A 13,245-nucleotide genomic window follows, 5' to 3' on the forward strand; every position below is an offset into this window, starting at 1 on the left:
TGGTGAGACTCTGGAAGCCCCGCGCATCGTGACTCCAGGATTGTTCAGCGGCGGTCACGGCACTCACCCTGCGCGGGCGAGCAACCCTCACCCACGACCCAAACCGCATTCGGTCGGTCACTCAGCGTGGAGGACCATCCATCATGGCAAAGGCGCTTCTCGGTTACGTCGGCGGTCCCGACCCGCGACTTCTCGCCGAGATGCGAAGGCTCCAGCAGCGCGTTCAGGATCTGGAATCCGAGCTTGTCCGGATGCAGGCCGAGAACGACGCTCTGACTGTCGCATCGCACGAAGAGTCGCTGCTCAGCAGCATCGACGTATCTCGCGCGGAGCCCGTGCTCGCCTGAACCGGCCCTCGGCCCGGACAGGTGTCCCCGGACACCGCCTGAGAATCTGCAGAATCCGCGAGGGACGCTTCGGCGTCCCTTTCGTCATTCCGCGCGCTGTCCCCTCGCCCTGCTCCCCACCCGCTCCCCGCCTGGACGTTCGCTTCTTAACGCATGATGTGCCCTGCGCCTTCCTCGGTGAAACCGAGGACGACTAGTAGAGTCGACCGGCGTGCATCTCAAGAGCCTCACGCTGCGCGGTTTCAAGTCGTTCGCCTCGGCGACGACCCTGCGCTTCGAACCCGGAATCACCTGCGTCGTCGGCCCCAACGGGTCCGGCAAGTCCAATGTGGTGGACGCGCTGTCCTGGGTCATGGGCGAGCAGGGGGCCAAGTCGCTGCGCGGCGGCAAGATGGAGGACGTCATCTTCGCCGGCACCACGGGCCGCCCCCCGCTGGGCCGCGCCGAGGTGTCCCTGACCATCGACAACAGCGACGGCGTCCTGCCGATCGAGTACGCCGAGGTCACCATCACGCGGATCATGTTCCGCAACGGCGGCAGCGAGTACCAGCTCAACGGCGACACCTGCCGCCTGCTGGACATCCAGGAACTCCTCTCCGATTCCGGTATCGGCCGCGAGATGCACGTCATCGTCGGCCAGGGCCAGCTCGACTCCGTGCTGCACGCCGACCCGATGGGCCGCCGCGCCTTCATCGAGGAGGCCGCGGGTGTGCTCAAGCACCGCAAGCGCAAGGAGAAGGCGCTGCGGAAACTGGACGCGATGCAGGCCAATCTCGCCCGTGTGACGGACCTCACCGGTGAGCTGCGCCGCCAGCTCAAACCGCTCGGCCGCCAGGCCCAGGTCGCCCGCCGCGCCGCCGTCATCCAGGCCGACCTGCGCGACGCCCGGCTGCGGCTGCTCGCCGACGACCTGGTCACGCTGCGGGAGGCGCTGAGCGCCGAGGTCGCCGACGAGGCCGCGCTCAAGGAGCGCCGCGACGCCGTCGAGACGGAACTGGCCGCCGCCGTCCAGCGCGAGGCCCGCCTGGAGGAGCAGGTACGCGCCCTGTCGCCGCGCTTGGCCGACGCGCAGGCCACCTGGTACGCGCTGTCCCAGCTCGCCGAACGCGTACGTGGCACGATCGGCCTCGCCGAGCAGCGGCACCGGCACGCCACGTCCCAGCCCGCCGAGGAGCGGCGCGGCCGGGACCCGGAGGACATGGAACGCGAGGCCGCCCGCATCCGCGAGCAGGAGGCCGAGCTGTCCGAGGCGCTGGACGCGGCCCAGCGCGCCCTGGACGACACCGTCGACCACCGCGCCGAGTTGGAGCGCCGGCTCGCCGAGGAGGAGGCCCGGCTCAGGACCGCCGCCCGCGCCATCGCCGACCGCCGTGAGGGCCTGGCCCGGCTGCACGCCCAGGTCAACGCCGCCCGCTCCAAGGCCGCCTCCGCCGAGGCCGAGATCGGCCGCCTCGCCGCCGCCCGCGACGAGGCCCGCGACCGGGCGGAGTCCGCGCAGGGCGAGTACGAGGAACTGCGCGCGCAGGTCGACGGCCTGGACGCGGACGACTCGGAGCTGGAGGAGCGGTTCCAGGCCGCGCGCCGCGAACAGGCCGCGGCGGAGGAGGCGTTCAGCGCCGCGCGCGAGGCCGCCACCGCGGCGGAGCGCCGCCGCGCGGCCGTCGCCGCCCGCCGGGACGCGCTCGCGCCGTCGCTGCGGCGCAAGGACGGCACCGGCGCGCTGCTCAGCGCGGGCGAGGGGCGCGACGCCCTGCCCGGCATCCTGGGCTCGGCCGCCGCGCTGCTCCGCGTCACCCCCGGCTACGAGATCCCGCTCGCCGCCGCGCTCGGCGCCGCCGCGGACGCCGTCGCGGTCACCGGCCCCTCCGCCGCCGCGGACGCGCTGCGCCTGCTCCGCAAAGAGGACGCGGGCCGCGCGGCCCTTCTCCTCGCGGCCCCGGCCGCCGATCCTGTGGCGGCCCGCGACCACCGCCCGCCGACGGAGGCCGCTCGCGACGCGGCCGACGGGGACGGTCAGGGTCTCGCGAGCGGGGGCGTTTCCGGGGGCGGCGCGGGGTCCGGCGGGTCGGGCCGGGTCCCGGCAGACGCGGGCGCGTCCGACCCGGGGTCGGACGTGGCCGAAGCGGGCGGGCGGCGTGCCGCGCTGCCGGGGCAGGCGGGCGGCGGCTCCGCCGGGTCCGGTGACGGGGGTGGCCTTCCGGCGGCGACGGCGGGCGCCGGTGTGCCGGGGCCGAGGCCGGAGGCCGCAGGGCTGCCCGGGCAGGCGCGGTGGGCCGTGGAACTGGTCGCCGCGGACGGGGAGTTGCTGCCCGCGGTGCGGCGGCTGCTGGACGGGATCGTCGTCGTGGAGTCGCTGGAGGAGGCCGAGGCGCTGGTCGGGCGGCGTCCCGAGCTGACCGCGGTGACCTCGGAGGGCGATGTGCTGTCCGCGTATCTCGCCCAGGGCGGCTCGGCGAAGGCGCCCAGCCTGCTGGAAGTGCAGGCGCAGGTCGACGAGGCGACGGCCGAGCTGGAACAGCTCGACGCGCGCTGTGCGGCGCTGGCGACCGAGCAGCAGGACGCCAAGGAGCGCCGGGCGGTGGCGACGCGCGAGGTCGAGGCGCTGACGCAGCTGCGCCGCGCGGCGGAGAAGGAGAAGTCCTCGGTCGCGCAGCAGCTGGGCCGGTTCGGCGGCCAGGCCAGGGCGGCGGCGGGGGAGGCGGACCGGGCCGCCGCGGCCGTGGGCCGCTCCGAGGAGGCGCTGGCGGCGGCCCGCGAGGAGTTCGAGGAGCTGTCGTACCGGCTGAGCGAGGCCGAGGAGGAGCCCGGCGAGGAGGAGCCGGACACCTCCGTACGGGACCGGCTGTCCGCCGACGGCGCGAACGCCCGGCAGACCGAGATGGAGGCGCGGCTCCAGGTCCGTACGCACGAGGAGCGGGTCAAGGGTCTGGCGGGCCGGGCCGACGGCCTGGACCGGGCGGCGCGCGCCGAGCGCGAGACCCGGGCCCGCGCCGAGCAGCGCAGGGCTCGGCTGGCCTACGAGGCGTCCGTCGCGGCGGCCGTGGTGGAGGGCGCCCGCGCGCTGCTGGACTGCGTCCAGATCTCGCTGGGCCGCGCCGAGGAGGAGCGGGCCGCCGCCGAGCACGCGAGGGCGGAGCGCGAGGCGGAGCTGGGCCAGGAGCGGCGGCGCGGCCGGGACCTGAAGAGCGAGCTGGACCGGCTGACCGGCGACGTCCACAAGGGCGAGGTGCTGGGCGCGGAGAAGCGCATGCGGATCGAGCAGCTGGAGGCCAAGGCGCTGGAGGAGCACGGCATGGAGCCCGCGGGGCTCGTCGCCGAGTACGGCCCCGACCAGCTCGTGCCGCCGTCGCCGCCCGCCGAGGGCGAGATCCTGCCCGAGGACCCGGAGGACCCGCGCAACCAGCCGCGCCCGTACCACCGCCCCGAGCAGGAGAAGCGGCTGAAGGCGGCGGAGAAGGCGTACGCGCAGCTCGGCAAGGTCAACCCGCTGGCGCTTGAGGAGTTCGCGGCGCTGGAGGAGCGGCACAAATTCCTCACCGAGCAGCTGGAGGACCTGCGCAAGACGCGAGCCGACCTGCTCCAGGTGATCAAGGACGTGGACGAGCGGGTGGAGCAGGTCTTCACCGCCGCCTTCCATGACACCGCCCGCGAGTTCGAGGGCGTCTTCTCGCGGCTTTTCCCAGGTGGGGAGGGTCGGCTGCTGCTCACCGACCCGGACAACATGCTGACCACAGGTGTGGAGGTTGAGGCGCGTCCGCCCGGGAAGAAGGTCAAGCGGTTGTCGCTCCTGTCGGGCGGTGAGCGCTCGCTGACCGCGGTGGCGATGCTGGTGTCGATCTTCAAGGCACGGCCGAGTCCGTTCTATGTGATGGACGAGGTCGAGGCCGCGCTGGACGACACCAATCTCCAGCGGCTCATCCGGATCATGGAGGAGCTTCAGGAGAGTTCGCAGCTCATCGTGATCACGCACCAGAAGCGGACGATGGAGGTCGCTGATGCCCTGTACGGCGTATCGATGCAGGGCGACGGTGTCTCCAAGGTGATCAGCCAGCGGCTGCGGAACGGCAAGCAGCCGGCCGCGTAGGGCTCCGGGTCAGGCCCGGTTCCCGAGTGGTGGTGACCGACGCGTCGGCTGACACTCGAAGATCCAGACCCTCATGTGAGGGCTCACCGCCGAGCCCGAGGAGCCATCTTGACCAGCACCGCACGAGCCTCCGCGTCGGCAGATCACAACGCGCTGCCGGAGCACATCGGCCACATCATCTTCATCACGGCCGCCGCCGCCATGGGCGGCTTTCTCTTCGGCTACGACAGCTCCGTCATCAACGGCGCCGTCGAGGCCATCCGTGACAAGTACAACATCGGCTCCGGCACGCTCGCCCAGGTCATCGCCATCGCCCTGATCGGCTGTGCCATCGGCGCCGCGACCGCCGGCCGGATCGCCGACCGGATCGGCCGTATCCGCTGCATGCAGATCGCCGCCGTCATGTTCACCGTCAGCGCCGTCGGCTCGGCACTGCCCTTCGCGCTGTGGGACCTGGCCCTGTGGCGGATCATCGGCGGCTTCGCGATCGGCATGGCCTCGGTCATCGGCCCGGCCTACATCGCCGAGGTCTCGCCGCCCGCCTACCGCGGCAGGCTCGCCTCGTTCCAGCAGGCCGCCATCGTGCTCGGCATCGCCGTCTCGCAGCTCGTCAACTACGCCATCCTCAAGGGCGCCCACGGCGACCAGCGCGGCCACATCGTCGGCCTGGAGGCGTGGCAGGTCATGCTCGGTGTGATGGTCATCCCCGCGGTGGTCTACGGGCTGCTGTCGTTCGCGATCCCCGAGTCGCCGCGCTTCCTGATCTCCGTGGGCCGCGAGCAGGACGCCAAGGCCGTACTCGCCGATGTCGAGGGCTCGGACACCGACCTGGACGCCCGTGTCGCCGAGATCGAGACCGCCATGCGGCGCGAGCACAAGTCGACCTTCAAGGACCTGCTCGGCTCCCGCGGCGGTTTCCTGCCGATCGTCTGGATCGGTATCGGCCTGTCGGTCTTCCAGCAGCTCGTCGGCATCAACGTGGCCTTCTACTACTCGTCCACGCTCTGGCAGTCGGTCGGCATCAACCCCAGCAGCTCGTTCTTCTACTCCTTCACCACGTCGATCGTGAACATCATCGGCACGGTGATCGCGATGATCTTCGTGGACCGGATCGGCCGCAAGCCGCTGGCGCTGATCGGCTCCACCGGCATGGCCGTCGCGCTCGCCCTGGAGGCGTGGGCCTTCTCGTCCAAGTCCGGTGCCACCCTGCCGAACACCGAGGGCACGGTCGCCCTGATCGCCGCCCACTGCTTCGTGCTCTTCTTCGCCCTGTCGTGGGGCGTCATCGTCTGGGTCTTCCTCGGCGAGATGTTCCCCAACAAGATCCGGGCCGCGGCCCTCGGCGTCGCCGCCTCCGCGCAGTGGATCGCCAACTGGGCCATCACCGCGAGCTTCCCGAGCCTGGCGGACTGGAATCTGTCGGGCACGTACGTCATCTACGCGTGCTTCGCGACGCTCTCCATCCCGTTCGTGCTGGTGTTCGTGAAGGAGACGAAGGGCAAGACGCTGGAGGAGATGGGATAGCCGGACGCCAAGCTCGCCGGACGCCAAGCTCGCCGGACGCCAAGCTCGCCGGGCGCCGGGCGCCGGGCGCGGGGCGCGGGGCGCGGGGCGCCGGAGGCTACGCGGCGAGCTTGGGGAGCACCTGCTCCGCGAGCAGCCGCAGGCTCCGCCAGCCCTCGTCGAGGGGCATGCCCCCGCACAGCGGGTGCAGCACCAGGCTCGCCTGGTCACCGCCCGCCTCGGCGAGGGCGACGCACTGCGCCGGTGTGACGATCCGGTAGACGCCCTCCGCGCGCAGTTCCGCCACGCCCGACGCGGCCGAACGGACCGCCGAGTGGATGTCGCCCGACTGCCAGGACGCGTAGGTACGCGCCTCGTGCAGCAGGTGCCCGCCGTACTCGGCCCAGGCCCGGTCCGGGTCCTCCGCGATGTGCAGCAGCGGCACCTCGGCCGGGGGCATCAGGCACCAGCCCTGCGTGCCGTACGCGGCCAGCCGCTCCTCGTAGTACGCCGCCAGCTCCGGCAGGTGCGCGCTGGGGAAGAACGGCAGGCCGAGCCGGGCCGCCCTGCGGGCCGCGGCCCGCGAGCTGCCGCCGATCAGCAGCGGCGGATGCGGCCGGGAGTACGGGCGGGGCGTGACCCGTACGGTACGGCCGCGGTAGTCGAAGGGCTCGCCGGTCCAGGCCGCGATCAGCGTGTCGAGCACCTCGTCCTGGAGGACGCCGCGCCGGTGCCAGTCCTGGCCGAAGGCCGCGTACTCCTCCGGGCGGTAGCCGATCCCGGCCACCGTGACCAGCCGCCCGCCGCTGACCAGGTCCAGTACGGCCAGGTCCTCTGCCAGCCGCAGCGGGTCGTGCAGCGGCCCGATCAGCGCGGACACGGTCACCGAGATCCGGCTGGTGGCGCCGAGCACGGCCCCCGCGAAGGCCAGCGGCGCCGAGAGCCAGTTGTTCTCCGCGCCGTGGTGCTCCTCGGTCTGCACGGTGGTGACACCGTGCTCGTCGGCGTACCTGGCCATCTCCAGGGCCGCCCGGTACCGGGCGCCGAGCGCCTTCGGCTCGGCCCCCGGATCGATCAGATTCATGCGCACGACGGTCACGGTCATGGCGGACGGCCCCCTTCGCCGGATGCGGGCGACCGGAGATTAGCTGACGCGGCGTCAGATTCACAGGGCCGTGTCGGGCCGGGCCGGCTGGGGCGGGCCGGGAAGGGCGCGGTCCGCCGCTCGCTCGCCGCCCGCGCGGCGCGGATACGGGCGCGGGTCCTGGGCGGGCGGGGGGTTTCCCGTACGGTTGACGTGCGCGTGTGCCTGACCGAGCCGTGACGCCTCGGTGGTCCCGAGCGTCGGTGGGCTAGCATGCACACGCCCTGACCTGGTGAAAGGCTCCGAAAGAAACCATGGAAATCGTCGTCCTTGCCGTAGTCATCGCCCTGGTCGTGATCCTCGGCGCCGGTGGACTGGTCGTCGGCAGCCGCCGCAAGAAGCGGCAGCTCCCGCCGACGCCGCCGAGCAGCCCGTCCGTCACCGCGCCTCCCGCGGAACCGCACGTCGGTGACGAGGCCGAGGCCCCGCGGGAGGAGCCCCGCAGGACCATCGAAGAGGTCGCCCTGCCCGGCGCGACCGCCGCGCCCGACGCCGTGGAGGAGGTGCAGGTCCCCCAGGCGCCGGTGCTCGAACAGCCGGAGCCCACGGCGGGACGCCTCGTCCGGCTGCGCTCGCGGCTGTCGCGCTCGCAGAACTCGCTGGGCAAGGGCCTGCTCACGCTGCTCTCCCGCGAACGCCTCGACGATGACACGTGGGAGGAGATCGAGGAGATCCTGCTCACCGCGGACGTCGGCGTCGCGCCCACCCAGGAGCTGGTCGAGCGGCTGCGCACCCGCGTGCGGGTGCTCGGCACCCGGACCCCGGACGAGCTGCGCGGGCTGCTCCGCGAGGAGCTGATCACGCTCCTCGACCCGGAGCTGGACCGCACCCTGCACACCGAGAGCCACGAGGCGTCCCCGGCCGTCCTGATGGTCGTCGGCGTCAACGGCACCGGCAAGACCACCACCACGGGCAAGCTCGCCCGTGTGCTCGTCGCCGACGGCCACAGCGTCGTGCTCGGCGCGGCCGACACCTTCCGTGCCGCCGCCGCCGACCAGCTCCAGACCTGGGGCGAGCGCGTCGGCGCGCGTACGGTACGCGGCCCCGAGGGCGGCGACCCCGCCTCCATCGCCTTCGACGCGGTCAAGGAAGGCATCGCCGAGGGCGCCGACGCGGTGCTCATCGACACCGCGGGCCGCCTGCACACCAAGACCGGCCTGATGGACGAGCTGGGCAAGGTCAAGCGCGTCGTGGAGAAGCACGGCCCGGTCGACGAGGTGCTGCTCGTCCTCGACGCCACCACCGGCCAGAACGGCCTCGTCCAGGCCCGCGTCTTCGCCGAGGTCGTCGACATCACCGGCATCGTCCTCACCAAGCTCGACGGCACCGCCAAGGGCGGCATCGTCGTCGCCGTCCAGCGCGAGCTGGGCGTCCCGGTCAAGCTCATCGGCCTCGGCGAGGGCGCCGACGACCTGGCCCCGTTCGAGCCGGGCGCCTTCGTGGACGCGCTCATCGGGGACTAGACCCTGTCGTACGGCTGCGGTAAGGGGCGCTCACCCAGGTGGGCGTCCCTTACTCGTACCTGGTTGTGTACGGCAGGCGGCAGGCGGCAGGCGGCAGGCGGCGAGGAGCGAGCAGCAAGCGGCGAGCGGGACGGCAGGGCTCAGGCGAAGGCGCTGTCGCGGTGGCTGACGTACGCCAGAGTGCCGAGCAGGAGGCGGGCCTCGGGGGGCTGGGCGGCCGAGTCGAGGACCGGCTCGCGGAGCCAGCGGACCGGGCCGTGGCCGCCGAGGTCGGACGGGGGAGCCGTCACATGGTTGCCGGGGCCCAGGCAGCGCAGGTCGAGGCGCGCGTCGTCCCAGCCCATCCGGTAGAGCAGGTGAGGCAGCTCGGCGGCGGCGCCCGGCGCGACGAAGAACTGCGCGCGCCCCGTCGGGGTCAGCAGGACCGGACCGAGCCGCAGCCCCATCCGCTCCAGCCGTACCAGCGCCCGGCGCCCGGACGCCTCGGCCACGTCGAGCACGTCGAAGGTCCGCCCCGCGGGCAGCAGCACCGCGGCCCCCGGCACCTGTGACCAGGCATGGGCGGCCCGCTCAAGCGTGGTCCCCGCCGGGATCTCGTCGGCGAAGGGCAGCGGATGCGCGCCCGGCTCCTTGCAGTCGTCCGCGCCGCACGAGCACGAGCCGCCGCCGCGCGAGGCCCGCGCGCCGGGCACCACGGCCCAGCCGCACAACCCCGTGTACTCCGCGACAGTGGTGCACACGGCGGCGCGCGTTCGCCGGCGCGCGCCGGGCCGAACCCCGGACCGCCCTCCGGTCCGCTGCTGCCGGATCTCCCGCATGCTGCCGATCGTGAACACCATGACACCTCCAACGGATCGCCGCGCCCGATGGTTACGCACCCGCCTGACCTCGTCCGACCGGCATGTGTCAAGTGAATCGCCTGTCGCCATAGTCGAGTTCATTCGAAGGGGTGGCGAATGGTGGCGTTTCCGCAACAACGGTCGCGGACCGGTGATCGTAGGATTACTTTCGGTTCGTAGGCCGACGAGGGCCGTCCGCACGCCTGCTCGTTATGCCGCAGGCATGCCTACGGCGGTGCGTGCGGTGTCGACAGGACTCAACCAGCTCTGGTATCCAAAGGGTTGAGCTGGTTCGGATGGGGGCTTGACCGTGGGCGGCACACAAGAGAAGCAGCCCAACGCGCAGTTGACCTCTTGGTTCGTGCGCAGCGGCTGGTCCAAGGGCGAGCTGGCCCGTCAGGTGAACCGCAGGGCACGCCAGTTGGGCGCCCACCACGTCAGCACCGACACCTCACGCGTGCGCCGCTGGCTCGACGGCGAGCAGCCCCGCGAGCCCATCCCGCGCATCCTGTCCGAGCTGTTCTCCGAGCGCTTCGGCTGCGTGGTGCCCGTCGAGGACCTGGGGCTGCGCTCCGCGCACCAGCCCGCCGCGGGCGGCGACGTCGACCTGCCGTGGGCGGGCCCGCAGACCGTCCAGTTGATCAACGAGTTCTCCCGCAGCGACCTGATGCTCGGCCGCCGCGGCTTCCTCGGCGCCTCGCTCGCGCTGTCCGCGGGCCCCGCGCTCATCGAGCCCATGCAGCGCTGGCTGGTGCCCACCGGCTCCGCCGCGGGCGGCCCGCAGGGCCCTTCGGGGGCCGACGGACCGCTGCTCACCGCGCCCCGCGACACCGCGGGGCGCCCCTCAAGGCTGTCGGAACAGGAGTTGCAGCTCCTGGAGTCGACCACCGTGATGTTCCGCGAGTGGGACAACCAGTGCGGCGGCGGCCTGCGCCGCAAAGCCGTCGTCGGCCAGCTCCACGAGGTCACCGACCTGCTCCAGGAACCGCAGCCCGAGGCCGTGGCCCGCAGGCTGTACCGGATCACCGCCGACCTCGCCGCGCTCGCCGGATGGATGAGCTACGACGTCGGACTCCAGCCCGCCGCCCAGAAGTACCTGGTCCTCGCGCTGCACGCGGCCAAGGAAGCGGGCGACCGGCCGCTCGGCGCCTTCATCCTGTCCTCGATGAGCCGTCAGATGATCCACCTGGACCGGCCGGACGACGCCCTGGAGCTCATCCACCTCGCCCAGTACGGCAGTCGGGATTCGGCCACCGCCACCACCCAGGCGATGCTGCACTCGCTGGAAGCCCGCGCGTACGCCAACATGGGCCAGGTCAACAAGTGCCACCGCGCCGTCCGGATGGCCGAAGACACCTGGAGCGACTCCCGCTCGGCCGAGGACCCGTCCTGGATCAGCTTCTTCAACGAGGCCGAACTGAACGCGGAGAACGCGCACTCCTACCGCGACCTCGCCTACATCGCGGGCCGCAGCCCCACGTACGCCTCCCTCGCGCACCCCGTCATGGAGCGCGCCGTCGAGCTGTTCAGCGACGACCCGGTGCACCAACGCGCGTACGCGCTCAATCTGGTGGGCATGGCCACCGTGCACCTGCTCCAGCAGAACCCCGAGCAGGCCGCGCACTTCACCGAGCACGCCATCACCGTCGCCAAGCGGGTCCGCTCCGAGCGCGTCAACACCCGTATCCGCAAGACCACCCAGTCCGCGGTACGCGACTACGGCGGTGTCGCCGAGGTCGTCGCGCTCTCCGACCGGCTCTCGGTGGAACTCCCGGAAGTCGCCGCGTCCGCGTAAACGTCCGCGTCCGCGTGAACGTCGAGGCATCCGCGTAAACGTCGCCGCGTCCGCGTGAACGTCGAGGCGTCCGCCTGAGCGCGGCCGTTCGCGTAACGCGGCATTACTGTCACGCCTGTCCCGGCCGTCCCGTATACCGACGGGTATCCGACCGGCTTCCCCGACTCGTGGCCGGTCCGTATCCGCTTCGTATCCCATCCCACGTCACACGCGTATACAGCCTTCCTGTCACGTACGGCCGGTTCACCTTCACGTAACACGCGCGACTTCTTCGTCACGGCGCCGAAACACCGTGCGGCATCGTCGGAAACCCGCCTGAGCGAATCTCTTGGCGAAAACCGGCCCAACCCTTGCACCGCCCGCACGGGCCGTTCGGATGACGAGGAGACGCCGATGGCACCAGCCATCATCACGCTGGCCGCGGATGCGCCCAAGCTCGATACCGGAAGTACGGCGTTCATGCTGATCAGCGCCGCCCTAGTGATGGTGATGACCCCAGGTCTCGCCTTCTTCTACGGCGGCATGGTGCGCGTCAAGAGCGCCCTGAACATGTTGATGATGAGTTTTATCAGTCTGGGCATCATCACCATTCTCTGGACGCTGTACGGATTCAGTTTCGCTTTCGACAGCGGTAGCGGCTTCATGGGCGGCACCGACTGGCTGGGCATGCGCGGTATCGGTATCTCGGAGCTCTGGCCCGGATACGGCATCCCGGTCTATGTCTTCGCCGTCTTCCAGCTCATGTTCGCGATCATCACACCGGCGCTTATCAGCGGCGCCCTCGCCGACCGCGTCAAGTTCACCGCCTGGGCGCTGTTCATCACCCTGTGGGCCACGGTCGTCTACTTCCCGGTCGCGCACTGGGTGTGGGCCTCCGACGGCTGGCTGTTCAAGAAGGGTGTCATCGACTTCGCCGGTGGTACCGCGGTGCACATCAACGCCGGCGCCGCGGCCCTCGGAGTCATCCTCGTGATCGGCAAGCGCAACGGGTTCAAGAAGGACCCGATGCGCCCGCACAGCCTCCCGCTGGTCATGCTCGGCTGCGGCCTGCTGTGGTTCGGCTGGTTCGGCTTCAACGCGGGCTCCTGGCTCGGCTCCGACGGCGTCGCCGCCGTGGCCTTCACCAACACCCAGGTCGCCACCGCCGCCGCGATGCTCGGCTGGCTGATCTACGAGCGGATCAGGCACGGCTCCTTCACCACCCTGGGCGCCGCGTCCGGCGCGGTCTCCGGTCTGGTCGCCATCACCCCGGCCTGCGGCTCGGTCTCCCCGCTCGGCGCCATCGCCGTCGGTCTGATCGCCGGTGTCGCCTGCGCCGCGGCCGTCGGCCTGAAGTACCGCTTCAACTACGACGACTCGCTCGACGTCGTCGGCGTCCACATGGTCGGCGGCATCGTCGGCTCCCTGCTCATCGGCTTCTTCGCCACCGGCGGCGTCGGCCAGACCGCCAAGGGCGTCTTCTACGGGGGCGGCTGGCACCAGCTCGGCCTCCAGTTCATCGGTGTCGGCGCGGTCCTCGGCTACTCCCTGGTGTGCGCCGCGATCCTCGCCAAGCTCATCGATGTCACCATGGGCTTCCGGGTCACCGACGACGAAGAGGTCACCGGCGTCGACCAGGTCCTGCACGCCGAGACCGCGTACGACTTCGCGGGTGTCGGCGGCCGGTCCTCCGTCCCCGTGCCCGGTGCGAACAGCGAGGCGGACGCCTCCAGCAAGAAGGTGGACGCGTGAAGCTCATCACCGCCGTCGTGAAGCCCCACCGGCTCGACGAGATCAAGGAAGCACTCCAGGCGTTCGGCGTCCACGGCCTCACGGTCACCGAGGCCAGCGGCTACGGTCGGCAGCGTGGACACACCGAGGTCTACCGGGGCGCGGAGTACACCGTCGACCTGGTGCCGAAGATCCGCATAGAGGTGCTGGCGGAGGACGCGGACGCCGAACAGCTCATCGAAGTGATCGTGAAAGCGGCCAGAACCGGCAAGATCGGTGACGGCAAGGTGTGGAGTCTGCCGGTCGACACGGCCGTCAGAGTCCGCACCGGCGAGCGCGGCCCCGACGCGCTCTAGTGCC

At 71.7% G+C, this 13,245-nt stretch carries 9 protein-coding genes; 7 read left to right on the forward strand and 2 right to left on the reverse strand.

The window, feature by feature from the left end:
- The first annotated feature begins 143 nt into the window (after positions 1-143).
- The 3 genes from ACFZBB_RS17700 to ACFZBB_RS17710 all read left to right on the forward strand — a co-directional run bounded on the left by ACFZBB_RS17700 (position 144) and on the right by ACFZBB_RS17710 (position 5,955).
- The gene (locus ACFZBB_RS17700; protein WP_188281861.1) at positions 144-347 is read left to right on the forward strand and encodes a hypothetical protein; all 204 of its coding nucleotides are present in this window, start codon (positions 144-146) and stop codon (positions 345-347) included.
- A 211-nt stretch (positions 348-558) separates the two neighbouring features.
- Positions 559-4,431, forward strand: coding sequence for an AAA family ATPase (locus ACFZBB_RS17705; protein WP_391123094.1), 3,873 nt, complete (start codon positions 559-561; stop codon positions 4,429-4,431).
- Positions 4,432-4,539: 108 nt separating this feature from the next.
- Positions 4,540-5,955, forward strand: a complete 1,416-nt coding sequence (locus ACFZBB_RS17710) for a sugar porter family MFS transporter (RefSeq protein WP_391123097.1) — start codon at positions 4,540-4,542, stop codon at positions 5,953-5,955.
- Positions 5,956-6,052: 97 nt separating this feature from the next.
- Here ACFZBB_RS17710 and ACFZBB_RS17715 read toward each other — a convergent pair whose 3' ends face one another.
- Positions 6,053-7,039, reverse strand: coding sequence for an LLM class flavin-dependent oxidoreductase (locus ACFZBB_RS17715; protein ID WP_391123100.1), 987 nt, complete (start codon positions 7,037-7,039; stop codon positions 6,053-6,055).
- A gap of 293 nt (positions 7,040-7,332) precedes the next feature.
- On the opposite strand from ACFZBB_RS17715, the gene ftsY reads away from it, so the two are divergent.
- Positions 7,333-8,541, forward strand: a complete 1,209-nt coding sequence (ftsY, locus tag ACFZBB_RS17720; RefSeq protein ID WP_391123103.1) for a signal recognition particle-docking protein FtsY — start codon at positions 7,333-7,335, stop codon at positions 8,539-8,541.
- Between the two features lie 140 nt (positions 8,542-8,681).
- Here the strand turns inward: ftsY and ACFZBB_RS17725 are convergent, their stop codons facing one another.
- Entirely contained in the window at positions 8,682-9,380 is a 699-nt protein-coding gene (locus ACFZBB_RS17725) for a bifunctional DNA primase/polymerase (protein ID WP_391123106.1), read from the reverse strand.
- A 310-nt stretch (positions 9,381-9,690) separates the two neighbouring features.
- On the opposite strand from ACFZBB_RS17725, the gene ACFZBB_RS17730 reads away from it, so the two are divergent.
- The 3 genes from ACFZBB_RS17730 to ACFZBB_RS17740 all read left to right on the forward strand — a co-directional run bounded on the left by ACFZBB_RS17730 (position 9,691) and on the right by ACFZBB_RS17740 (position 13,241).
- Positions 9,691-11,175: a hypothetical protein gene (locus ACFZBB_RS17730; RefSeq protein ID WP_391123110.1), complete on the forward strand. Its 1,485-nt coding sequence runs from the start codon at positions 9,691-9,693 to the stop codon at positions 11,173-11,175.
- 393 nt (positions 11,176-11,568) lie between these two features.
- On the forward strand, positions 11,569-12,906 hold the full coding sequence (locus ACFZBB_RS17735; RefSeq protein WP_391050352.1) for an ammonium transporter: 1,338 nt from the start codon (positions 11,569-11,571) through the stop codon (positions 12,904-12,906).
- Complete coding sequence (locus ACFZBB_RS17740) at positions 12,903-13,241, forward strand: P-II family nitrogen regulator (RefSeq protein ID WP_355346362.1); 339 nt, start codon at positions 12,903-12,905, stop codon at positions 13,239-13,241. The genes ACFZBB_RS17735 and ACFZBB_RS17740 overlap by 4 nt, the downstream gene beginning before the upstream one ends.
- Positions 13,242-13,245: the final 4 nt, after the last annotated feature.

This window comes from Streptomyces sp. NPDC008139 (assembly GCF_042957025.1).
In the GTDB taxonomy this organism is placed as follows: Bacteria; Actinomycetota; Actinomycetes; order Streptomycetales; family Streptomycetaceae; genus Actinacidiphila.

What these genes read in the sequence shown, in the direction of transcription:
- ACFZBB_RS17700 (WP_188281861.1), top strand. Translation starts at nt 144, where the DNA reads ATGGCAAAGGCGCTTCTCGGTTACGTCGGCGGTCCCGACCCGCGACTT.
- ACFZBB_RS17715 (WP_391123100.1), bottom strand. Translation starts at nt 7,039, where the DNA reads ATGACCGTGACCGTCGTGCGCATGAATCTGATCGATCCGGGGGCCGAG.
- ftsY (WP_391123103.1), top strand. Translation starts at nt 7,333, where the DNA reads ATGGAAATCGTCGTCCTTGCCGTAGTCATCGCCCTGGTCGTGATCCTC.
- ACFZBB_RS17725 (WP_391123106.1), bottom strand. Translation starts at nt 9,380, where the DNA reads ATGGTGTTCACGATCGGCAGCATGCGGGAGATCCGGCAGCAGCGGACC.
- ACFZBB_RS17735 (WP_391050352.1), top strand. Translation starts at nt 11,569, where the DNA reads ATGGCACCAGCCATCATCACGCTGGCCGCGGATGCGCCCAAGCTCGAT.